The sequence below is a fragment of the Streptomyces sp. NPDC004542 genome (genome assembly GCF_040610035.1).
Taxonomy (GTDB): Bacteria; Actinomycetota; Actinomycetes; order Streptomycetales; family Streptomycetaceae; genus Streptomyces.
In genome coordinates this window covers 16596-38131 of the sequence record NZ_JBEXLP010000069.1, presented here as the reverse complement: position 1 = coordinate 38131, position 21536 = coordinate 16596, and the positions used below count along the sequence as shown (strand labels likewise).

Here is a 21536-nt window from a genome sequence, read left to right as displayed (position 1 = left end):
CGGACCATCGAGGACACGGCGGCGGCGGCCCTGCCGGGAGCCGCGGCGCTGGCCTGAGCTCCGGGCATCCCCCGGCCGAAGGCTGGGGGAGCGACTGCCAGAAGTCCTTGTGCCGGGCGTACTCGGGCTCCCGGCCGCGGTGCGGTGAGTGAGGGCGCCTCCCGAGTCCCTCGGGCAGGCGGGGAGCGTGCCGGGCGTCGCGGCGGGGCGGACGTCGCCTGCCGGGGCGCTAGGGCTGACCATTCCCGTTGTCGCCCGGAGGGCGGCCGCGCGGCGTCAGGTCGTGCTCTGGGGGTCCCCCCGGCCGAAGGCTGGGGGGAGTGCCGGGCACGCACCCACGTACTGGACGTACCTGGGTGTGTGCCCGGTGCGGCGAGTGGGGGCACCCCCTCTGGGGGAGCGTGCACGGCGTCGCGCGGCAGACGGGAATGGTCAGACAGGCCCTAGGGGGTGGGCGGTGGGGTGCCGCCGGTCCGGGTGACCAGGTCGGTGCACAGGTCCCGGAGTTTGACGTTGCGGTCCTGTGAGACACGGCGCAGCCGCCGCAGGGCGGCTTCGGCGTCGACGCGCTCACGGGCCATCAGGATGCCGATGGCCTGGTCGATGACGCTGCGGGAGAGCAGCGCCACGCGCACGTCGGCGGCCGACTGCTGCTCGCGCTCGATGTGCAGGGCCACGTTGACCGCGTCCGCGGCCCGCGCCGCGAAGTGCCGTGCCTGCTCCCGGCAGGAGTCCAGCACTCCCGGCTCGGCGGCGTAGAGGTTGAGGGCGGCGCCCGTCTCCCCCCGGACGTCGAGCGGCAGCGCCAGCACACAGCGCACGCCGACGGAGAGCGCGTACTTCCGGTACGCCGGCCAGCGGGCGTCCCGGGTCAGATCCGCGGCGTACCGCTCCTGTCCGGTGGCGGCCGCCTCGACGCAGGGGCCCGAGCCGTTCTCGTACTGCCGCTGGTCCAGCCCGCCGGGCATGCCACCGCTGCCCGCCAGGGTGAGCAGCCGGTCGGCGCGGCGCACGGTCACACTGCACGCCACCGCGCCCGGCAGCTCGTGCACCGCCCGGTCGGCCAGATCGCGCAGCAGCGTGTCGAGACCACCGCTGCGCGCCAAGGCCCGGTCCAGCGTCTCGCGGGTCTCAGAGGTCATGCCGTACCGGATATCCCGCCACGGGCGCCCTCAAGCCCGTCCCGTACGGCCCACGATGCGGCGGGCCAGATCACGGAGCTTGATGTTCTCGCGCTGGGACGTGCGGACCAGGCTGTCGAAGGCCTCGGCCGCGTCGATGTCCAGGCGTTCCATGAGGATCCCGGTGGCCTGGCCGATCAGGTCCCGGGTGCGCATGGCCTCGGTGAGCTGCTCGCGGACGGTCACCGACTGAAGGGCCAGGCTGACATGGGCGGTGAACAGCCGGCCGACCCGGGTGGAGGCCTCGTCGAAGGCACGCGGCTTGCGGGAGTAGGCGGTGAGCACGGTGAGCCGACGGCGGTCGGCCCGCAACCGCAGCGAGAGCACCGAGCGCAGCCCCAGGTCGGACAACAGGCGGCCGTCGCCGTCCGTCCCGCTGTCCTCTATCCGCGCCACCGGCGCGTTCCACAACTGCTCCCAGTGCGGGGCACTCCCGTCGCCGTCCGGGGATTCGGCGGTGCGCACCACCTCGTCGGTCCAGGCGATCGTGCGGCGCAGTTCGCCGCGCTGTATCTCGGAGATCCCGGCGTGCTCGGCGCCGGGCAGCAGGTGCACCGCGAGGTTGACCGCGGTGAGCAGGGTGCCGTGCGGGCTGGTGGTCTCGTGCAGTTGCTGAGCCGCCACCGTGAGCGCTTCGGCCAGCTCGAGACCGACCGGCAATCCGGGCACATCGGAAAAGTCTGACGCAACCACCACGAACCTCTTCGGCATGCACGGCCACACGGCCATGCGCAGGAGAGCTCCGCAGCACATTCCCGACTGCGAGCACAGGACGTACAGCACTCTATCTGCTCTGTTGCCGCAAGGTGACCTTCGCCCGACGGTCCGGTGACGGCCCCGCTTCCCTGCCCGGACGGGGCATGGTGGAATGGACCGCGGGTCAGGAAGCGGCCTCGTTCCATTCCGTCAGGAATCCGGACGACCTTCTGCCATCAGGTGAGTGCCGTGACCCTCCTTCCGACCCCCCGCGACCCGCGTGGCATGCCCGGACGCACACTGATCACGCTGCCTCCGGAGATCGACCTCTGCAACGCCGAGGCGCTGCTCGATCACGTGCTGTCCGTCACCCGCGCCCGCGCCGGCCTGCGGGTACTCGTGCTGGACCTCACCCGCACCGATTTCATCGACTCCCAGGGCGCCTGCCTGGTCCACGAGATACGCCGGCACCTGTTCCCGCGCACCGAGGTACGCGTGGTCGCCCGCCCCGGGGAACTCCCCGGCCGCGTCCTGGGGCTGACCGGCGTACGCCGGGACGTCCCGGTGTACGACGACCTGATGGATGCGCTCACCGCCCGGTTCCCGTGATCGCGGAGCCGAAGGCCTAGGCTGAGCCGCATGGCACCGAACATCGCGACCAACACCGCCGTGTCCCTCGACGAGTTGCTGGACTTCGTACGCCCCCGCCACCGCGCCGTCCTGCTGACCCGGCGGGCCGACGGCGGTCCCCAAGGGTCGCCGCTGACCTGCGGGGTCGACGACTCGGGCCGGATCGTGGTCTCCACGTACCCCGAGCGCGCCAAGACCCGCAACGCCAAGCGGGACCCGCGCGTCAGCGTCATCGTGCTCAGCGACGACTGGAACGGCCCGTGGGTCCAGATCGACGGCACCGCCGAGGTCATCGACACCCCCGACTCCGTCGAGCCCCTGGTCGAGTACTACCGCAACATCGCCGGCGAGCACCCGGACTGGGACGAGTACCGGGAAGCCATGCGCAAGCAGGGCAAGTCCATCATCCGCATCACGCCCGAACGCTGGGGCCCGGTGGCCACCGGCGGCTTCCCGGCGCGGCTGGCCCCCGAGGAGTAGCCCGGACGGGCTCGCCCACGCGGAGTCCTCGTCCGGCCGCCTCACGGACAGAGGCGGCGACCCTCAGGTCGCCGCCTCTGTCCGGGTACCGGTTCTCGTACCTCCTCGCGCCGACCGTCAGTCGCCGGTCTTCTGCGTGAGGTCGTAGAAGGTGGCCGAGCCGACCGTCACCTTCTTGAAGTTGCTCTGCACCCACGAGGTGATCTGCGACGACGTGCCGCTGTCGGTGCCGCCGCCCATGCCGCCGCCCGAGATGAAGTAGTGGATCCTGCCCTGCTCCACGTACTTCTTGAACTGGGCCAGCGTCGGCGACGGGTCGGTGCCGTTGAAGCCGCCGATCGCCATCACCGGTTCACCGGTGGCCAGCTGGTAGCTCGCGGCGTTCTGGGAGCCGATGGACGCGGCGACCCAGGTGTACTTCCCGGCGTCCGCCTCGAGCAGCTTCTTGGCCGCGGAGCTGACGCTGGCACCGTTCAGCAGACCGCCGACGCCACCGGCGCCGCCCGTCCGGCCGCCCTCACCCAGCTGACCGCCGCCGGGGAAACCGCCGCCGTTCTGCTGGTTCTGCGTGGTGCCGCCACCGTTCTGCTGGTTCTGGCCCGGCATACCGCCGCCGGGGAAGCCACCGGTGCCATTGCCCTGCTGGCCATTGCCCTGCTGGTTCTGGCCCTGCTGGTTCTGGCCCTGCTGGCCATTGCCCTGCTGGTTCTGGCCCTGCTGGCCATTGCCCTGCTGGTTCTGGCCGGGCATGCCGCCGCCGAAGCCGCCGCGCATGCCGCCACCGCCGCCGGGTCCGCCACGGCCGCCGCCCATCATGCTCGCGCCCGCCGGGCCCGCCGTCACGATGGAACCGGTGTGTCCCTCCTGAAGGGTGGTCAGCGTGTACGCCGTCGGACCGGCCAGCGCGGCCACCAGGCCCAGCGCCGCCGCCCCGAGGGCCAGCCGGCGGCTCAGCCGGCCCGCGAAGACCAGGCCGAGCGCCGCGGTCAGGCCGCCGACCAGCACCAGCCACTTCAGCCAGGGCAGGTAGTCGGACGTGCGGTTGAGCAGCACATAGCCCCAGGCCGCGGCCGCGACCACGGAGCCGGCGAGGGTGATCGAGGCCCACGTCTCGTGCCGCTTCTCCCACAGCAGCCCGGCACCCATGCCGGTCACGGCCGCGAGGTAGGGGGCCAGCGCCACCGTGTAGTACTGGTGGAAGATGCCCGCCATGTAGCTGAAGACCACCATGGTGATCAGCAGCGAGCCGCCCCACACCAGGAACGAGCCACGGGTGACGGAGGTCCGCCTCAGCTTCCGGGTGGCCGCCAGGCCCGCGACCAGCAGGATCAGCGCGGCCGGCAGCAGCCAGGAGATCTGGCCGCCGATCTCGGAGTTGAACATCCGGTCCCAGCCGGTCTCACCCCACTGGCCGCTGTTCCCGCCGCCGCCACCGCCACCGACGCTGCCGGTCTCGTCACCGTTCAGCCGGCCGAGGCCGTTGTAGCCGAAGGTCAGCTCCAGGAAGGAGTTGTTCTGCGAGCCGCCGATGTAGGGACGGGAGGAGGCGGGCCACAGCTCGACGATCGCGACCCACCAGCCACCGGAGACGACCAGTGCGAGCGTCGCCGCGGCCAGCTGCCCGAACCGCTTCTTCAACGGCACCGGCGCGCACACCGCGTACACGATCGCCAGCGGCGGCAGGATCAGGAAGGCCTGCAGGGTCTTGGCGAGGAACGCGAACCCGATCGCCGCGCCCGCCCAGACCAGCCACTTCGTACGGCCGTCCTCGAGGGCCCGGACCACCAGGTAGCAGGCGAGGGCCATCAGCAGCGCCAGCATCGCGTCCGGGTTGTTGAACCGGAACATCAGCGCCGCGACGGGGGTGAGCGCGAGCACGACGCCCGCGATCAGACCGGCAGCGGGACTGAACCGGCGGCGCACGCCCGCGTACACCACGGCGACCGTCGCCACGCCCATGAGGACCTCGGGAACCAGGATCGCCCACGAGTTGAGGCCGAAGATCCGCACCGACAGGGCCATCGGCCACAGCGAGGCCGGGGGCTTGTCGACGGTGATGGCGTTGCCCGCGTCGAGCGAGCCGAAGAAGAACGCCTTCCAGGACTTGCTGCCCGCCTGCACGGCCGCCGAGTAGAAGGAGTTGGCGTAGCCGGAGGCGCTCAGGTTGTACAGGTACAGCAGGAAGGTGGCGGCCAGCAGGCCGAGGAAGGCCGGGCGCACCCAGCGCGGGTCCTCGGGCCGGCCGCGCCACAGTCTCCGTACGAAGGGCTGCTGCGGCTCACCCGAACCCGGCGCCGGCGCCGGGGCCGGAACCGGAGCCGGAGCCGTCGGCGGCTGCTGTGCCTGGGGGACGACCGGGGCAGCGTCCGGCCGGGGCGGGCCCCAGCCGGAGGGGCCGGTGCCCCCGGGATGCGTCGTGTGATCGGTGTGGGTGCTCATCGGGCGTCCCCCGGGTCGGTGTCGTGGGGACGGACCGGCTGCGGCCGCAGCCGCGTCGTCGCGTCCGTCCAGGTGCCGTCCGCGGCTTCACCGGCGCGGAACTGGGTCGTCGTGCCGTACGTGGCGTCGTACGGGCTGTCGTATGCCGTGCCGTACGCCGTGTTGTCGTACGCCGTGTTGTCGTACGCCGTGTCGTACGCCGGGGCCGGCTGCCGGCCCGCCGGGCGCTGCGGCAGCGGAGCGTACGGGCCGGCCTGGTGCGGGATGACGGTGCCGTGGGCCGGCGAGGACCGGTGGTGCGCGGCCGTGCCGGCCGGCTCCTCGGCCGGCTCGCCGCGGTCCGGGAACACCCACGCGCGGAAGAGCAGGAAGCGCAGCACCGTCGCCGCGAGGTTGGCGGCGATCAGCACCGCCAGCTCGGTGGAGTGCGCGGGGTCGGAGGTCGCCGCGTTCAGGGCGGCGAGCGAACCACTGGTCAGCGTGAGGCCGATGCCGAAGACGACCAGGCCCTGCGCCTGGTGCCGGACGGCCCCGCCCCGGCCGCGCACCCCGAAGGTGAGCCGCCGGTTGGCCGCCGTGTTCGCCACGGCCGAGACCAGCAGCGCCAGCGCGTTGGCGGTCTGCGAGCCGGCGAACTGCCGGAAGCCGCTGTACAGCAGCAGGTAGAAGAGGGTCGACAGACCGCCGACGACACAGAACCCGACGAGCTGGCGGGCCAGCCCCTTGGGCACGTCCTTGATCTCACGGTCACGCGGGTCGTCGCCGAACGGCCGGGTGAGCCGGTCCAGTGGCAGCGAACCGGTGGCCAGGGCCTTGCCCACCCGCCAGACGCCCTTGAGGTCGTCGGTCGCCGTCCGCACGATGTGCACGGTCGAATCGGGGTCGTCGACCCAGTCGACCGGCACCTCGTGGATCCTCAGGCCCGCCCGCTCCGCCAGCACCAGCATCTCGGTGTCGAAGAACCAGCCGGTGTCCTCGACGAGCGGCAGCAGCGCCTGGGCCACATCGCGCCGGATCGCCTTGAACCCGCACTGCGCGTCCGAGAAGCGGGCCTGCAGCGAGCCGCGCAGGATGAGGTTGTAGGCGCGGCTGATGAACTCCCGCTTGGGACCGCGCACCACCCGCGAGGAGCGGGCCAGCCGGGAACCGATCGCCAGGTCGGAGTGACCCGAGATCAGCGGCGCCACCAGCGGCAGCAGCGCGTTGAGGTCGGTGGACAGGTCGACGTCCATGTAGGCGAGGATCGGGGCGTCCGACGCGGACCACACGGTCCGCAGGGCACGGCCCCGGCCCTTCTGTTCCAGGCGGAAGTCGGTGACCTCCGCGATCTCCGCCGCCAGCCGGGCCGCCACCTGCGGGGTGGTGTCCGTGGACGCGTTGTCCGCGATCGTGATGCGGAACGCGTACGGGAAGGTGCGCGTGAGGTGCTCGTGCAGTCTGCGCACGCACGGCTGGAGGTCCTTCTCCTCGTTGTAGACGGGGATCACTACGTCCAGGACAGGCGTACCGGCGTCGCCGGCCGGGAGGTGCTCCCGCGCCGGCAGGGTGCCGGGAGAAGAGTCGGTTCGCATGACGACGACTCTGGTCAAGCCCCCTGTCGCACCCATGTGGCGGCACTGTGCTGTGCCTGTGAGTGCGATTGCCAGTTGGTTTCGGGCGCCGGGCGCGGCACGGCCGGGCCCAGCGCGGGCAGGTGCACGGTGAACACCGTCCGTCCCGGCACGCTGTCCACGGTCACGGCACCGCCGTGCGCGGTGGCGACCGCCTGCACGATGGCGAGCCCCAGACCGGTCGACCCGGTCGCCCTGGACCGCGCCGCGTCGCCCCGCGCGAACCGCTCGAAGACGTGCGGCAGCAGGTCGGGCTGGATGCCCTGGCCGTTGTCCTCGACGTCCACGCACATCCACGGTCCGCGCCGCTGGACACGTGCGGTGATGGTGGTGCCCGGCGGGGTGTGCTTGCGGGCGTTGCCCAGCAGGTTGACCAGCACCTGTTGGATCCGCGCCGCGTCCGCCGACACCAGCGCCGGTTCGTCGGGCAGGTCGAGCCGCCAGTTGTGGTCCATGCCGGCCGCACGGGAGTCGCTGATCGTGTCCACGACCAGCGGGATCAGGTCGGTCTGCTCGAACTGGAGCGGGCGTCCGGCGTCGAGCCGGGCGAGGAGGAGCAGGTCCTCCACGAGGAGGGTCATCCGCCCGGCCTCGGACTCGATACGCCCGAGCGCGTGCCGGGTGTCGGGCCCGACCTGCTCGCGTCCGCGCCTGGTGAGCTCGGCGTACCCGCGGATGGAGGCGAGCGGCGTCCTCAGCTCATGGCTGGCGTCGGCCACGAACTGCCGTACCCGCATCTCGCTCTGCTGGCGGGCGTGCAGCGCGCCGTGCACGTGGTCGAGCATGCGGTTGAGCGCCGCGCCGACCTGGCCGACCTCGGTCTGCGGGTCGGTCTCGGACTCGGGCACCCGCTCGCTGAGGTTCACCTCGCCGGTGTGGAGCGGGAGTTCGGAGACCCGGGTGGCGGTGGCGGCCACCTTGCGGAGGGGGCGGGTGGCGAGGCCGACGAGCACGTATCCGGCGATGACGGCGGCGCCGAGACCGGCGGCGGTGATGCTGATCTCGACGAGGATCAGGGTGTTGACGGTGCCGTCGACGTCGGCCGTCGGCAGGGCGACGTAGAACGCGTCACCGCTGTCGCGGCTCTTGACGTACTCGACCCGGTACTTCCCCAGGCCGGGGATGTCCACGGTGTGCGGATCCTCGTCCTTGGCGACCGAGTTGAGGGCGGCCCGCTGCGCGGCGTCGAGGTGGGCGGCGGTCATCTTCTTGAAGAAGCCGTCGTTGTCGTTCGTCCGCTTGGCGATGGCCGCGCTGGTGACCTTGCCGTTCTCCACGTAGGCGGCGACGGTCCTCTCCTGCGTGGGGCCGTTGGTGACGAGGTTCTCCACCTTGCCGCTCGCCGAGGTGTCGAGGTTCTGCCCGGCGCCCTGGTTCCCGGGGGCGGAGAGAGCCCCGTTCGGGATGCTCGCGTCCGGGTTCTTCGGCACCATGTGGCCGCCGCCCGCACGCATGGCGACGTCGTGCACCTTGCCGTTCAGCTGCTCGTCGAGGTGCTGCTTGAGCGCCAGCGTCGTCACCGTGCCGATCACCGCGCACACCACGGCGATCAGCGACACCGTCGAGACGACGAGCCGCGTCCGCAGGGTACGCGGCTTACCTGCTCGCTTCTGCGCACGCGGCCGTCGTCGCCCGCTCATGAGGCGGCGGGCTTGATCAGGTAACCGGCCCCACGCCGGGTGTGGATCATCGGCTCACGGCCCGCGTCGATCTTGCGCCGCAGGTACGAGATGTAGAGCTCGACGACGTTGGCCTGGCCGCCGAAGTCGTACGACCACACGCGGTCGAGGATCTGCGCCTTGCTGAGCACACGCCGGGGATTGCGCATGAGGAAGCGCAGCAGCTCGAACTCGGTGGCGGTGAGGTGTATGGAGTCCCCGGCCCGCGACACCTCGTGGCTGTCCTCGTCGAGGGTCAGGTCGCCGACGACGAGCACGGAGTCGGACCGCCGGTCGGCCGCACCGGACCGCCGGATGAGCCCGCGCAGCCGGGCCACGACCTCTTCGAGGCTGAACGGCTTGGTGACGTAGTCGTCGCCCCCGGCGGTGAGCCCGGCGATACGGTCCTCCACCGCGTCCTTGGCGGTCAGGAACAGCACCGGCACGTCGGGCAGCTCCCGCCGCAGCCGCCCGAGGACGGTCAGCCCGTCCATGTCGGGCAGCATCATGTCCAGGACGACGGCGTCGGGCCGGAACTCGCGGGCCGTCTGGATGGCCCCCTGCCCGTCGCCCGCGCTCCTGATCTGCCAGCCTTCGTAACGCAGGGCCATGGACAGGAGTTCGGTGATCGACAGTTCGTCGTCCACCACAAGCACTCGGACGGGGCTCCCGTCCGGCCTCAGCAGTTCGGTGCGCCCCTGGGGCGAGGTCGTGGTCATGGCGGACACCTTGTCGGGGCCCGCTGAGAAGACGCTTTCCGTTGTCTGTGATTTTCCTGAGAAACACACAGGGACCTCTCAGGAAAGTCCGAACCGCCGGCCCTTTTCCAGCAGTTGCGGCCCTTTTGGTCGGCACGGACCTGAGCGCGTGGTCTGCGTCGTCCATGAGAACGCTTTCCAGAACCTGTCAGGATCCTGCGGGCGGTCCCCGTCAGAACAGCTCGTCCTGCGCACTCCCCTTCCGCACGCACCGTCGCGTCGGCACGGTCAGCCCACCGGAACCGGCGCGCACCAGCTCCCACCCGGTCACCCGTCGCATGTCGAGTACGACCGCCCCGCGCCCGGTCGCCAGATGCAGGTCAGGCCCGGCGGCCGCCACCAGCTCACCGTCCACCGCGCCGCCGGCGACCAGTTCGGTCACCTCCAGGGCCGCGGCCGGGAGCCGGTCCAGCCCGAACACGTCCACGTGGTCGACGGGTCGGTACGCCGCCCGGTCGAGCGAGTCCGGCCAGCCGGCCAGCGCCACCGCCCGCGTGTGCAGCTCCCCGATCTCCGCCGCCCGCTCCTCGGCCGACGCCGGCAACGCGGCCCGCACCGCCCGTTTCTCGGCGTACGGGATCCGGTCCGGCACCCCGAGCGCGGCGCGCAGCAACTCCTCGGTGCGCCGCGCGGCCATCAGCGGGCCGGTGCCGAGCCAGCTGAAGCAGACGGCCCCCTGCTCGAGCAGCCGTGCCGAGCCGCGCTCGGCCGCGGTGATCCCCACCTTGACCATGCCGGGCCCGAACCAGGCCAGATACACGCGGTACGGCCGGGGATCGTCCGCCATGGTGTCCGCCGCCACCGAGTACGCCCGGTCCAGCCGCGCGCACTGTTCGCACCGCGCCCCCGTACTCCGCCCCGGCACCACCGCCCGCAGCGGACAGGCGTGCCCCCGCGCCCCCACGCAGGTCCGCACTCCGCCTTCCGCGACCCCGAAGGCCACCCGTTTCCCCCACGGCAGGGCGCTGCTCCGCCCGCCGTCCCAGGCGAGCACGGGCCCGCCCGCCGCCCACCGCAGCCCCGCACACTTCCACGCCTGTGCCATCACTCGTCAGGGTAGGACGCCCCACTGACAACGCCCTCCCGGCGGCCAGGAGGCGGCACTGTACGCAGCGGCCCGCGCGCCACGGCCACCTCACGCCGCCTCCCCCGCCGGGGGAGGCGAGCGGCGGCGAGTGCTGAGTCCGGCGCGCCAGGGACGGTCAGAGCCGCCGGCGGTCGCAGCCGGGGAGCCGGAAGGAGGCGATACGGGTGTGCCAGTTGTCGACGCCGTCGGCCGGCTGGTACTGGTTGGTGTACCAGAACGTGCAGTCGTCGGACGGGTCGATCGCCATGGAGGTGTAGTCGCCCCAGCGATGACTCCCGGTCTGCGAACCCGCGCCGGTCCACACCGTGGTCTCGTGGAACGTCATGCGGCTCGGCGGGTCGTCGGCCAGACGTCCGGTGACGCGGATCGAGGGGTGGTCCTGGGCGGACGACTGGGAGTACCCCAGCGCGATGTCTCCCGCCCTGTCCTGGGCGACGGAGCCCATCCACCGGTAGGTGGTGTCCGGAGCGTAGGTGCTCTGCTGGTGGACGACCGGCCGGCCGTTGCGCAGCCGCAGCTCGTACCAGCGCACGCCCACGGCACCGCGGGCGTCGACGGAGTGGTTGAACACCAGCGCCTCGTGGTCGCCGAAGTTGCGGTAGGCGAGCCGGTACATGGGGAAGTAGGAGAGCGAGTCCAGCTTCTGCCGGGTACCGGCCTGCGGGACACAGCTGTCGCCGAAGACGTTGGTGCGCTCGCAGGCGCGGGTGAAGGGAGCGACCCGCAGGTTCCCCGGACCGGTCACGGAGGTGAGGGACTGGTTCGTCCAGTCGGCGTGGAACCGGTAGTACCGCAGGGTGTCGTCCGTGTCCCCGAGGGTGACCAGCAGGTTGGGCTCGCCCCGCCGCGGCGGACGGGTGCCGTCGAGGTCGGAGGCGAGCAGGAAGTGGTCCGCCGGCAGGAGGTAGCACTGCTGGCCGGCGTCTTCACCGCGCAGCATCCTGCCGCGGTCCCAGGCGCACGCCTCCTGCCGGCCCGGGCCGCCGGAGTTGATGGTGACGTAGTAGGCGCCGGGCCACACCGAGACCTTCTCGTAGTCGGGGTCCTCCTGGTACCCGAAGACGTACCGGTGGTAGGAGCCCGTGGCGTCCGGGGTGGTGGAGACGCCCACGCACAGCCGCTGGTTGTCCACGGAGTACAGGGTGAAGACCCAGCGCCGGGCGAGGGTGTCCCAGCGGACGACGGGGTCCACGTTGAACCCGGTCTCGCACGGTCCGCCGAAGCCCTTCCACAGGGTGTTGACCGGGATCTGGCCCAGCAGGGAGTCACCGGTCTTGGAGAACACCGCGAGTTCGAGGTTGGTGACCTCCATGATCTGGCTGGAGCCCACCGAGGCGTTCGGGTCCGGGGGAACGGTCCCTCCGTGCGAGACACCCTCGAAGCTCCGGCGCAACGGGATCCGTGCCGGGCCGCCCTGACTTCTCTGCACCACCGGATCCGGGACGGCCCGCCCGGGGAGAGCCGGACCGGACGGCCGCCCCGGAGGAGCGGGAGTGCGCGGTGCGACCGGGACCTGCCCGGCCGCCCGCGCCAGCGTACGCAGGGGTGGCGAGGTGTCATGGCGCAGCGCGGGACCCGAGTCCGGTGACCGGACCGGCTGCACCCGCGCGCCCGGGCCGAGATCGGCACCGGCGGCGGGCGTGGGGGACCAGGCGGGGAACACGGCCAGCGCCGCGCACAGCGCCACGACGGCCGAGAATGAGCGCAGGCCACCGAGGACTCGCACAAAGCCTCCAAAACGGTCGGCGAACCGTCCGGTCGGCTCGCCCGGTGACGGCACCGGGCGAGTGAACCCGCATCCGCTCTCCACGGCTGCCACGGCTCACCCGCGCAGGGGGCACTTCGACCTGTGCCGGGGCCCCGACTCTCGTACCGGCGCGAGCGGCCCGTCCGGTGCATGGAGCCCCAGTAACCCACGCCGCCCGCCGGGTGCCGCGGCGACCTGCGTCATGTCCTGCGCGGATCACTCGTACAGCGCATTCAGCGGCGGGCGCCCGAAAACCGCCGAGAACCGCCGCCCCGTCAGAAACTCACGGCTGAAAGGATCTTGGCGGGTGGGGCCGGCGTGAGGTCGGCAGGCACCCACGCGGCTCCGCTCATCGTGCCACCCGGGTGAATTTCCGGTCGCCCGGGCAACTCCGCCGGAACGGAGTGGCATCACTGTCCGCTGGTGGGCGCCGTGGCCGGCAAGCCATGCGGGCGACAGGCGCCGCCGTGTTTCCTTCCCCTGCCTCGGAGAGGTCATGACATCTCAGATGCGTCGGCGTGTGCCGGGCACTGCCCTCCTGCTGGCGGTGCTCGGCATGCTCATCGCAGCCCTGCCCAACAACCCCGCCGCCGCTGCCCCCAATCCGCCCCCCAGGCCCATGACCGCCGCGAACCCGGGCGCCTTCACCCTCCAGTGGGGGAACGACCGGCGCGCACAGGCCCGCTCGTTGCGGAGGGCCGTGAACCCGTTGAACTCCAGCGGTACGCACCGGGTCACGGTGGGGTCCATGCTGGACGCGGCCGACCACCGGGCCCGGACGCAGAGCGACCCGAACTGCGCCTCCAACGCCACGAGCGCGGCCCACAACGGTGCGCTGCGCGGGGCGCATGCCACCGAGTTCTACTGCCTGAACTCGGTGGACACCGTCACGAACCGCTGGACACCGCAGGGGGTCAGCGGGACCGAGGACGCACGGGCAGCCGGCACGGTGGACAACCACCACGCCATCGTCTTCTCCTGGCACCACAGCGGTTCGAATCAGCACGGGACCCGGCTGAGCTTCCTCGACCGGGCCACGAACAGGTACATCAACGTCCTTCTCGTGGAGCCCGACCCCGCCGGGACCGACTACAGCGAAGTGGACACCCACGCGGGCGGCATCGTCTGGTACCAGAACTACATCTTCGTAGCCGGTCCCCAAAGCGGCGTGCGGGTCTTCGACACGACCAACCTCCTGCGTCTGTCGAACAACCCCAAGGGGAACATCAGCCCCACGTGCCAGACCGGACTCCGCAACGGCAGGTACTGCGGCCGCGGCTACCACTACCTGCTGCCCGAGATCGGCCAGTGGATCAACCGGGCTCCCGCGACCCGCTACGACTCCATGTCGCTGGAGCGCGCCCCCGGCCGGACGGATTTCCTGACCAGTGAGTACCGGGAGAACAGTGTCGGCCGGGTGGCCCGCTGGACGAACACGAGCATGATCAGTTTCCAGGGCGTGATCCATCCGTACCGGGCCTGGCACCAGCCGGTCCGCTACGTCCAGGGGGCCTTCTCGCGTGGCTGCTACTACTTCGACATGGGCGGAGGGTTCAGCGGCAACCGCTATTTGGTCTGGGCCAACGCGACGGGCAACACGACGCCCCGGTGGCAGCGCGGCGGCCGCGGACTCCAGGACCTGTACTGGCTCCGCTCGGCCAACCAGTTGTGGACCCTCACCGAGCACCCGGGTATCTACAGCCGGTTCCTCTACGGGGTGCACAGACCGGCCTGCCCCTGAGGTCAGGGACTGCCGGCGCACCACCAAGGCCAGAGGCCCCGCGGACGACTCCGCGGGGCCTCTGGCCTCATCGGTGCGCCGACGCGGCGGCGGCCTCCGGTACCTCCGGTCGTTTCGCTCACCGGGTGACGTCCAGCTCCGTGTACATGCCGGCCGCGTAATGGCCCGGCACGTTGCACAACAGCTCATAGCGGCCCGGCCGCAGCGTCACCGTGGTCCAGGCCGCCGCGCCGGGGGCGATACCGTCTCCGGCGCCGCTGCCACAGGTGCGCGACGCCTCACCGAGACTGCCCGTTTCCGAGACCCGGCCGTCGGCCCCGGGGGCACGTTCCCCGGCGGCCCGCCCCGCCGCCAGCGGCATCACGATCACCTCGTGCGTGAGGGTCCCTTCGTTGACCACCCGCACGGTCACCTTTCCCGCCGGGACCGTCGTGGGCCGGGCCACCAGCCGCATCATGCCCATGCCGTACCGACCGGGACGGCGGTCGTCCGGCACAGGCCGGTTCGGGCCGCGCATCATGCGTCCCATGTCCCATACGGTCACGTCGACCGCACTGCCTTTCGCGGCCGGTGCGGCGCATCGTGCGTTCTGTGCTCTCCAGGCGGCCGGTGCCGTCCTGTGGAAGGCGCCGGCCGCGGCCATCAGGCCCGTCGTGGCGATGCCCAGCGCCAAGGCCGCCACGGCGATGGCGATCGCCGCCCACGGCGTCCGGCGTCGCCGCCGAGTCATCGGTGCTCCCGAAGCAGCCCGAGCCGGCGTTCGTACTCGTCCTCGTCGATCTCCCCGCGTGCGAACCGCTCGGCGAGCAGCTCCTCGGCCCGTCGGCCCTGCCACCCGCCTTCGCCGGAAGCCGGCGGCGAGCCCGGCTGCTGACGGTGACGCGTACCGGAGAGGTAGCGCACCAGTGCGACGAGCCCGACGATTAGGACGGCCCAGAACAGCACCATGAACACCGTCATGACGAACCAGCCGCCCCAGCCCCATCCACCATCGTACCACATCATGCCGATCACTTCCCTCGGCCGACGACTTCGTCAATGCCAGGGTGGATCAGTGGGTGCCCGGTCACCCCGGGGCCGTAGTTCCCGGCCGCAGGGCCAAAGGGCCCCACTTCGCGTCCGGATCGGCCGCAGCGGCCACCTGCCACTGCGCTGACCGCGTGTCCGAGCAGCACAAGAACCAGAGGCCCCGTGAATCAGTTCACGGGGCCTCTGGCATGTTGTGCACTCGGCAGGATTCGAACCTGCAACCTTCTGATCCGTAGTCAGATGCTCTATCCGTTAAGCTACGAGTGCTTGTTTTGTTTTCGTCTCCGCTTCCGGCCCTTCCGGCCCGCTGGCGGCGACAGGAAGAACATTACATGACTGCCGCCGCCATGTGAAATCCATTCCCCGCACCCCTTGCGACCTGCGGAAACGGCAATGTCGGACGTGGTGAAGCACCGAAGCCCCGGTCCGTGCGGACCGGGGCTTCGGTGATCAGGTGCGGAGGCGGAGGGATTTGAACCCTCGATGGGCTTTAAGGCCCAAACCGCATTAGCAGTGCGGCGCCATAGACCGGACTAGGCGACGCCTCCAGCACAACCGCTCACGCGAGCGCGCGAGTGGTGCGTGCAGATGATGACACAGTCGAGCGTGCTGCCACCAATCGGCTCCCACGGTACTAGGCAGGCGGGCCGCAGGGCAAAGCCCTTCCGTGTCGGCGAGCCGGTCGGGGCCGGGAGCGCAACGTCCGGGCGGCCGGAGCGTTGGGCAGGACATGTTGCTGGTCATCTCGCGGACGGTCGCGGCGGGCGTGGCGGGCCGGGCGCCCCTCGCCACCGTGGCCGCCACCGCCGCCGTCACCGCCGCCGCCCTCTCCGCCGTCGCGGCCGCGCCCGCTCTCGCCGCCGTGCCCGGCGCCGCACGCACCGGTGTCTCGGCTCCCCCGCCCGCACGGCCCGAGGACCGGGCCGCCGCCCCCGCCGGGGACCACCTCACCGTCACCGTCCGGCACGCGGGTGGTGGCCGGGACGGCAGGTACGAGCTGTCCTGTCATCCGGGGGCCGGCAGTCACCCGGACGTGGGCGGCGCCTGCCGGACGCTGGACCGGAACACGCGCTGGGGGCGGGACGCCTTCGCGCCGGTCGCGCCGGGCCAGGTGTGCACGATGCTGTACGGGGGGCCGGCCACCGCCCATGTGACGGGCGTCTGGGCCGGCCGGCCGGTCGACTCGACGTACGACCGGAGCAACGGGTGCGAGATCGACCGGTGGGACCGGCTCGTCCCGCTCCTGCCCGACCTGCGCGCATAGCGACCGTCTACAGGCTTTTCATGGCGCAATCCCCGGTCCCGTAAGATCCTGCGAAAGTCTCGCGGCCCAAAGCCCGAGGCAGAGCGGAGACCGGGGCGAGCGGTCATATGTTCCCCGTCACTTCGTCGTGCGACCTCCCTCTCATCCGGCGTCGCGAGCGCAACCGCTGCCCTTAGACTCCCTCGCGTGACACGCCGCGGGACGGTTGGCAAGATGGCCCGAGCGGTCGGCAAGGTGCGGTAACAGGGAGGAAGCGTCTCGTGAGCAGCAGGCCATCCCGAGGCGCTGCTCGCCTCGCAGCCATACTGGACGCGCTGCCCGACGCGTTGGTGCTGGTCAACGCCAATGGGACCGTCGTCAACGCGAACACCATCGCCCTGGAGGCCTTCGAGACCCCGGGGACGGCTCTGGTGGGGCGCGGACTGCTCGACCTGCTGCCGGACTTCGACTCCAAGCTCATCCCGGGCTCCATGCGGCGCCCCGACCAGATGGACCAGCGCGGCCGGACCAAACCGACACGAATGATCGCCCGGCGGACCGACGGGACCGAATTCCCGGTCGAAGTCACCAGCGCGAATCTGGAGAACGGTCAGCAGGCCTACGACGGTTACGGCTACACCGGCGACGAGCTGCTCATGCTCGTCGTGCGCGACCTGTCCGGCACCGTCGACACCGAGGCGGAGCTGGCCCGCTCGCAGCGGCAGACCGAGATGATCCTGCGGGCCGCGTCGGAAGGCGTCGTGGGCACGGACACGGACGGGCGGATCGTGCTCGTCAATCCGGCCGCCGCGCAGATACTGGGCTACCGGGCCAGCGAGCTCGGCGGCAAGGAGCTGCACACCCTCGTGCTGCACTCCCGCGCCGACGGCTCGCCCTTCCCGTACGACGAGTCACCGCTCGCCGACACCCTGCGGTCCGGGCGCAAGCACCGGGTGCGCGGGCAGGTGCTGTGGTCCAAGTCCGGGGACACGGTCTCGGTCGACCTCACCACCGCGCCCGTACGCGACGGCGACCAGCTGGTCGGCGCCGTGATGACCTTCAACGACCGGCGGCCCTACGACGCGCTCGCCGAGGAGAAGGCGGCCCTGGAGAAGGCGCACGCCCAGGAACTGGAGAAGCTCTCCGAGGAGCACGCCTCCGACCTGACCGCGCTGCGCCAGGAGCACGTCACCCGGATCGAGGAACTGGACGAGCGGCACGCCGAGGAACTGGCGGCCGGCGAGGAGCGGTACGCCGCGCTCGCCGAGCGGGAGAAGGACCGCTACGAGGCCCTGGCCGGGCGGCACGAGCAGCTGCTCACGCTGCTCGGGCGCTCCCTGCGCGGGCCGCTGGACGAGCTGCGCCGCGAACTGGCCGCGCTCGCCGCCGACGACGCCGGGCAGCTGTGGCCCGAGGCCAACCAGGTCCTGCACCACCTCTCCGCCGGCTACTCCCGCATCACCCAGCTGATCGACAACGTCCTCGGCTACCAGCGGCTCGACGCGGGTACGGACGAGGTCGCCCGTACGAAGGTGATGCTGGACTCGGTCGTCGCCGCCGGCGTCGAGGGGGCCGTCGAGCTCATCGGGCCGGGCCGGGTGCAGTTCGCCGTGCACGCGCCGCCCATCGAGGCCGAGGTCGACCCGCAGCGGCTCGCGACCGCGCTCGCGCACCTCGTCGCGGACGTGGCCGGGGTCGACGCGACCGGCAACTCGCCCGTCTCGACCGGCGGTTACCTGGACAACACCGTCGTCGTGGCGGCCGCGCAGCGCGGTGAGGTCGTACGGATCGAGGTGCGCGGGCCGTACGCCGGGGGAGACCCGGTGCACGAGCCGATCGTCCGCGGGATCGTACGGGCGCACGGTGGTGTGCTGCAGACGCACGAGGTGCCCGGGATGAGCGGCAGCGCCTACGTGCTCGAGGTGCCGATCGGCGGCGGGGCGGGGGCCGTCCCGGTACCGGATCGGGTGCCGGGTGCCGAGGTGGCCCTGGTGAGCGCTCCGGCCGCCGAGGAGGAGGCCGTCGTCGAGCCGGGCTCCGCCGGTGGACGGCGGCGGGCCCGGCGGGCCTCGACCGACGCCTTCCTGGAGAGCGAGGTCCCGGGCGAGTCGGGTGGTGACGGCGCGGAGGCGCCCGCGCCCACCGGGCGGCGCCGCAGGCGTGCCGTCGAGGAGCCGGCTCAGCCCCCGGCCGAGGGCGCGGAGGTGTCCGGCGGCACCGGGCGGCGGCGTGGACGGCCCGCCGAGGACGCCGCTGGTGGTGCCGGTGGTGGTGCCGGTGCCGGTGGTGGCCAGGGTGTCGCCGAGGGTGCCGTCGTGACGGCGGCCGAGCATGCCGCGGGGGCCGCGGCCTCGAACACGGGGCTCGGCGGGACCGTGCCGCCGCAGGGTGTGCCCGCGCCCGTCGGACGACGTGCCCGGCATGACGCCGGGGACCGGCAGGCCCTGCCGCCCGCGCTGCCCGCGGCCGGTGCCCAGCCGGGCCCCGAGGCGGTTCCGGCGGCCGAGGCCGCGCAGCCGACCGGACGCCGTCGCCGTGCGCTGGCCGCCGCGGCCGAGCGTGCCGCCGCGCAGGAGGCGGGCGCCCGTACGGTCTTCGCCCTGCCGCCCGCCGACGCGGACCGCCCGGCCGGGATGCCGGAAGCCCAGGGGCAGGGGCAGGCGCAGGGACTGGTGCCGGTTCCGGGGCAGGCACAGGCCGTGGGTCAGGCGCAGGTGCCAGGTCAGGCGCAGGCACAGGCGCAGGCGCAGGCGCCGGGGCAGGTGCCGGCACAGGCCGTGGGTCAAGCGCAGGGCCAGGCGCAGGGATTGGTGCCCGTTCCAGGTCAGGCACAGGCCGTGGGCCAAGCACAGGCGCCAGGTCCGATGCAGGTGCCAGGTCAGATGCAGGCGCCGGGGCAGGTGCCGGCACAGGCCGTGGGTCAAGCGCAGGGCCAGGCGCAGGGATTGGTGCCGGTTCCAGGTCAGGCACAGGCCGTGAGTCAAGCGCAGGTCCCGGGACAGGTGCAGGCTCCGGTCGTGGAGCAGCCGCAGGTCGCCGGGCAGGTGCCGGGCGCGGGTGCGCCGGGGCCGGTCGCGGCCGGCGCTGCCGCCGTTCCGGTCGGCCCGGCCCCGGTGCCTGCCGGTGGGCCGGTCGACGACGGCCGGCACGACGCCGTCACGCACGACCCGGACGAGGACCACACCCCGCCCCAGCCGCATCCCACCAGCGCGCCGACGGGTCGCCGCCGACGGGCCGTGGCCCCGCCGCCGCAGCCCGCGGAGGCCACCGGCGTACCCGCGCCCGGTCTGGCCGTACCCGCGCAAGGCACTCCCGGCCAGGGTGTCGCTCCGGCGCCGGGCGACTCCGTCCGGATGGCCCCCGGCCAGCCGGTCGTGGTTCCGGCCGCCCTGGGTCAGACGATCCCGCCGCAGTTCACTCCCGGTGAGCTCCCCGCGGCCGCCCAGGCCGCTCCCGCCAACATGCCCGTGGCCCCCCAGCCGGTCCCGCCGCAGCCGGTCCCGCCGCAGGGGGCTCCTGGTCAGGCGCCGCAGACCGCGCCCGCCGCCGTGTCACTCCCTGCGCAGAACACCGGGCCGCTGCCCACCGCCCAGCCGTTGCCCGCGGAGGCCGCCGCCCCCGGCGGGCCCGAGACTCCGGCCGCACCGGCTCCGCCCGCTCCCGCTCCGGTCCACCCGGCCCCCGCGGCGGGGCCCGCGCCGACCCCGACTCCGCCCGGGGGCGTCGCCGTACCGCCCGCCGGAACGGCCGGCCCCGCGACCCCGGCCCCCGGCACCCCGCTCCCCCCGGAGCACGCCGCCGCCCAGCCGCTGCCCGCCCAGCCGCTGCCCGCCGAGGCGGGTGGCGTGCCGGTCGACGTGAACTCGACGCAGGGGCAGGGCTTCAGCGTGCGGACGCTGGGGCAGGGAGTGCCGTTCAGCAGGCAGGCCGCCCAGGTGCAGCAGCCGACGGCCACGCCGCCCCCGCACCAGCCGGGCGGTTCCGGACGGCGCCGCAAGCTGGGCACGCCGCCCGATCCGGCCGCGCGTCCCGAGCAGCGTCCGGAGCAGGGTGCCCGTCCGCATCCGCCCGCCGAGCAGGCGCCGGCGCAGCCCCTCGCGCAGCCGGTGGCGCCGCCTGTCCCCCAGCCCTCTCTGGCCGGGCAGTCGCGGCTCGCCCCGGGCACCGAGGGGGCCGGCCGGTCGTACGCCATAGGCGCCCCGGACGAGAACGCCGCCGAGGGTCCCGAGCCGCTGGACGGTCCGGGCGGGGCGGTCGAGGTCGCGGACACCCCGCGCCCGCAGCCGTTGGACGACGAGCTGCCGCCGGAGCCGCTGGACAACCCGCGCCGGCTGCTGGTGTGGCCCGCGCCGGACGTCACCACGCAGCAGGCGCTCAGCGACCGCGGCTACCGGCCGGTGATCGTGCACTCGCGCGAGGAGGTCGACGCGCAGATCGCCGCCTTCCCCGCCGCGCTGTTCGTGGATCCGCTGACCGGGCCGATCACCCGTACCGCGTTGCAGTCGCTGCGGCAGGCTGCGGTCGCGGCCGAGGTGCCGGTGCTGGTCACGGCCGGGCTGGGGCAGGCGACGCGCGAGGCGGCGTACGGTGCCGATCCCGCGGTCCTGCTGAAGGCGCTCGCGCCGCGCGACAGCGAGCAGCACCCGCCGCGTGTCCTCCTCATCGAGGAGCACGCGGAGATCGCCCTGGCCCTGACCGCGACGCTGGAGCGGCGCGGGATGCAGGTCGCGCGGGCCGCGAGTGACGCGGACGCGGTGACGCTGGCCGGGCAGCTCAGGCCGAACCTGGTGGTGATGGACCTGATGCAGGTGCACCGGCGCCGGTCCGGGATCGTGGACTGGCTGCGCACGAACGGGCAGCTCAACCGCACCCCGCTGGTCGTGTACACCGCCGCCGTCGACCAGGCCGACCTTCCGCGGCTGGCCTCGGGGGAGACGGTGCTGTTCCTGGCGGAGCGGTCCACCAGCGCCGAGGTGCAGGCCCGGATCGTGGACCTGCTGGCCCGCATCGGCACCAACTAGCGATCAGGCGGACAGGGGGCGGGCCCCTGTCTAACGGGCGACCAGCCTGCGGGCCGCCTCCTTGACGGAGGCCCGCAGGCGCTCGCGCGGGCGCCGGCGCCCGCGCCGGTCAGAGCCGGGTGACGTCCAGCTCGCCCTCCGCGTACCTCCTCCGCAGCACCTTCTTCAAGAACCTTCACTGACCACAGTGGTTCTGGGGTAGTGTCCTGATCTGCG

General features: G+C 72.8%; 15 protein-coding genes and 2 tRNA genes. 5 read left to right on the top strand and 12 right to left on the bottom strand.

Annotated elements, in window-relative coordinates; translation table 11 throughout:
• Positions 1 to 443: 443 nt before the first annotated feature.
• Complete coding sequence (locus ABZX30_RS28525) at positions 444 to 1142, bottom strand: GAF and ANTAR domain-containing protein (RefSeq protein WP_355938378.1); 699 nt, start codon at positions 1140 to 1142, stop codon at positions 444 to 446.
• Between the two features lie 30 nt (positions 1143 to 1172).
• Positions 1173 to 1892: an ANTAR domain-containing protein gene (locus tag ABZX30_RS28520; protein WP_355938384.1), complete on the bottom strand. Its 720-nt coding sequence runs from the start codon at positions 1890 to 1892 to the stop codon at positions 1173 to 1175.
• 270 nt (positions 1893 to 2162) lie between these two features.
• On the opposite strand from ABZX30_RS28520, the gene ABZX30_RS28515 reads away from it, so the two are divergent.
• Complete coding sequence (locus tag ABZX30_RS28515; RefSeq protein WP_355938377.1) at positions 2163 to 2486, top strand: STAS domain-containing protein; 324 nt, start codon at positions 2163 to 2165, stop codon at positions 2484 to 2486.
• 30 nt (positions 2487 to 2516) lie between these two features.
• On the top strand, positions 2517 to 2987 hold the full coding sequence (locus tag ABZX30_RS28510; protein WP_355938375.1) for a PPOX class F420-dependent oxidoreductase: 471 nt from the start codon (positions 2517 to 2519) through the stop codon (positions 2985 to 2987).
• 117 nt (positions 2988 to 3104) lie between these two features.
• Here ABZX30_RS28510 and ABZX30_RS28505 read toward each other — a convergent pair whose 3' ends face one another.
• From ABZX30_RS28505 to ABZX30_RS28480, 6 genes are all read right to left on the bottom strand, one after another.
• Positions 3105 to 5426 carry a glycosyltransferase family 39 protein gene (locus ABZX30_RS28505; RefSeq protein WP_355938373.1) on the bottom strand — a complete coding sequence of 774 codons (2322 nt, stop codon included), beginning with the start codon at positions 5424 to 5426 and terminating at the stop codon, positions 3105 to 3107.
• A complete protein-coding gene (locus ABZX30_RS28500) occupies positions 5423 to 6997 on the bottom strand; it encodes a bifunctional glycosyltransferase family 2/GtrA family protein (protein WP_355938371.1) in 1575 nt (524 codons plus the stop codon). The genes ABZX30_RS28505 and ABZX30_RS28500 overlap by 4 nt, the downstream gene beginning before the upstream one ends.
• Positions 6998 to 7011: 14 nt before the next feature.
• Positions 7012 to 8676 (bottom strand): HAMP domain-containing sensor histidine kinase, encoded by a 1665-nt coding sequence (locus ABZX30_RS28495; protein ID WP_355938369.1) that lies wholly within the window; start codon positions 8674 to 8676, stop codon positions 7012 to 7014.
• Entirely contained in the window at positions 8673 to 9413 is a 741-nt protein-coding gene (locus ABZX30_RS28490; RefSeq protein WP_165955629.1) for a response regulator transcription factor, read from the bottom strand. The genes ABZX30_RS28495 and ABZX30_RS28490 overlap by 4 nt, the downstream gene beginning before the upstream one ends.
• Before the next feature lie 211 nt (positions 9414 to 9624).
• Positions 9625 to 10497, bottom strand: a complete 873-nt coding sequence (locus ABZX30_RS28485) for a DUF2797 domain-containing protein (RefSeq protein WP_355938367.1) — start codon at positions 10495 to 10497, stop codon at positions 9625 to 9627.
• 157 nt (positions 10498 to 10654) lie between these two features.
• A complete protein-coding gene (locus ABZX30_RS28480; RefSeq protein WP_355938366.1) occupies positions 10655 to 12265 on the bottom strand; it encodes a hypothetical protein in 1611 nt (536 codons plus the stop codon).
• Positions 12266 to 12782: 517 nt separating this feature from the next.
• Here ABZX30_RS28480 and ABZX30_RS28475 point away from each other — a divergent pair.
• A complete protein-coding gene (locus ABZX30_RS28475) occupies positions 12783 to 14027 on the top strand; it encodes a hypothetical protein (RefSeq protein ID WP_355938364.1) in 1245 nt (414 codons plus the stop codon).
• A 118-nt stretch (positions 14028 to 14145) separates the two neighbouring features.
• Here the strand turns inward: ABZX30_RS28475 and ABZX30_RS28470 are convergent, their stop codons facing one another.
• The 4 genes from ABZX30_RS28470 to ABZX30_RS28455 all read right to left on the bottom strand — a co-directional run bounded on the left by ABZX30_RS28470 (position 14146) and on the right by ABZX30_RS28455 (position 15604).
• Positions 14146 to 14757, bottom strand: a complete 612-nt coding sequence (locus ABZX30_RS28470) for a sulfocyanin-like copper-binding protein (protein ID WP_355938362.1) — start codon at positions 14755 to 14757, stop codon at positions 14146 to 14148.
• Positions 14754 to 15032, bottom strand: coding sequence for an SHOCT domain-containing protein (locus ABZX30_RS28465; RefSeq protein WP_355938383.1), 279 nt, complete (start codon positions 15030 to 15032; stop codon positions 14754 to 14756). Before ABZX30_RS28465 ends, ABZX30_RS28470 begins: the two co-directional genes overlap by 4 nt.
• A 218-nt stretch (positions 15033 to 15250) precedes the next feature.
• Positions 15251 to 15323 (bottom strand) — tRNA-Arg (locus ABZX30_RS28460).
• A gap of 190 nt (positions 15324 to 15513) precedes the next feature.
• A tRNA-Ser gene (locus ABZX30_RS28455) sits at positions 15514 to 15604 on the bottom strand.
• Between the two features lie 182 nt (positions 15605 to 15786).
• On the opposite strand from ABZX30_RS28455, the gene ABZX30_RS28450 reads away from it, so the two are divergent.
• Positions 15787 to 16320, top strand: coding sequence for an SSI family serine proteinase inhibitor (locus ABZX30_RS28450; protein WP_355938360.1), 534 nt, complete (start codon positions 15787 to 15789; stop codon positions 16318 to 16320).
• A 260-nt stretch (positions 16321 to 16580) separates the two neighbouring features.
• Positions 16581 to 21320 carry a PAS domain-containing protein gene (locus tag ABZX30_RS28445; RefSeq protein ID WP_355938358.1) on the top strand — a complete coding sequence of 1580 codons (4740 nt, stop codon included), beginning with the start codon at positions 16581 to 16583 and terminating at the stop codon, positions 21318 to 21320.
• The last annotated feature ends 216 nt before the right edge of the window (positions 21321 to 21536 follow it).

Bases quoted from the DNA above. Each gene is read 5' to 3' on its own strand.
- ABZX30_RS28500 (WP_355938371.1), bottom strand. From the start codon at position 6,997: ATGCGAACCGACTCTTCTCCCGGCACCCTGCCGGCGCGGGAGCACCTC.
- ABZX30_RS28495 (WP_355938369.1), bottom strand. From the start codon at position 8,676: ATGAGCGGGCGACGACGGCCGCGTGCGCAGAAGCGAGCAGGTAAGCCG.
- ABZX30_RS28525 (WP_355938378.1), bottom strand. From the start codon at position 1,142: ATGACCTCTGAGACCCGCGAGACGCTGGACCGGGCCTTGGCGCGCAGC.
- ABZX30_RS28465 (WP_355938383.1), bottom strand. From the start codon at position 15,032: ATGATGTGGTACGATGGTGGATGGGGCTGGGGCGGCTGGTTCGTCATG.
- ABZX30_RS28485 (WP_355938367.1), bottom strand. From the start codon at position 10,497: ATGGCACAGGCGTGGAAGTGTGCGGGGCTGCGGTGGGCGGCGGGCGGG.
- ABZX30_RS28450 (WP_355938360.1), top strand. From the start codon at position 15,787: ATGTTGCTGGTCATCTCGCGGACGGTCGCGGCGGGCGTGGCGGGCCGG.
- ABZX30_RS28510 (WP_355938375.1), top strand. From the start codon at position 2,517: ATGGCACCGAACATCGCGACCAACACCGCCGTGTCCCTCGACGAGTTG.
- ABZX30_RS28515 (WP_355938377.1), top strand. From the start codon at position 2,163: ATGCCCGGACGCACACTGATCACGCTGCCTCCGGAGATCGACCTCTGC.
- ABZX30_RS28470 (WP_355938362.1), bottom strand. From the start codon at position 14,757: ATGACTCGGCGGCGACGCCGGACGCCGTGGGCGGCGATCGCCATCGCC.
- ABZX30_RS28520 (WP_355938384.1), bottom strand. From the start codon at position 1,892: ATGCCGAAGAGGTTCGTGGTGGTTGCGTCAGACTTTTCCGATGTGCCC.
- ABZX30_RS28505 (WP_355938373.1), bottom strand. From the start codon at position 5,426: ATGAGCACCCACACCGATCACACGACGCATCCCGGGGGCACCGGCCCC.
- ABZX30_RS28490 (WP_165955629.1), bottom strand. From the start codon at position 9,413: ATGACCACGACCTCGCCCCAGGGGCGCACCGAACTGCTGAGGCCGGAC.
- ABZX30_RS28475 (WP_355938364.1), top strand. From the start codon at position 12,783: ATGACATCTCAGATGCGTCGGCGTGTGCCGGGCACTGCCCTCCTGCTG.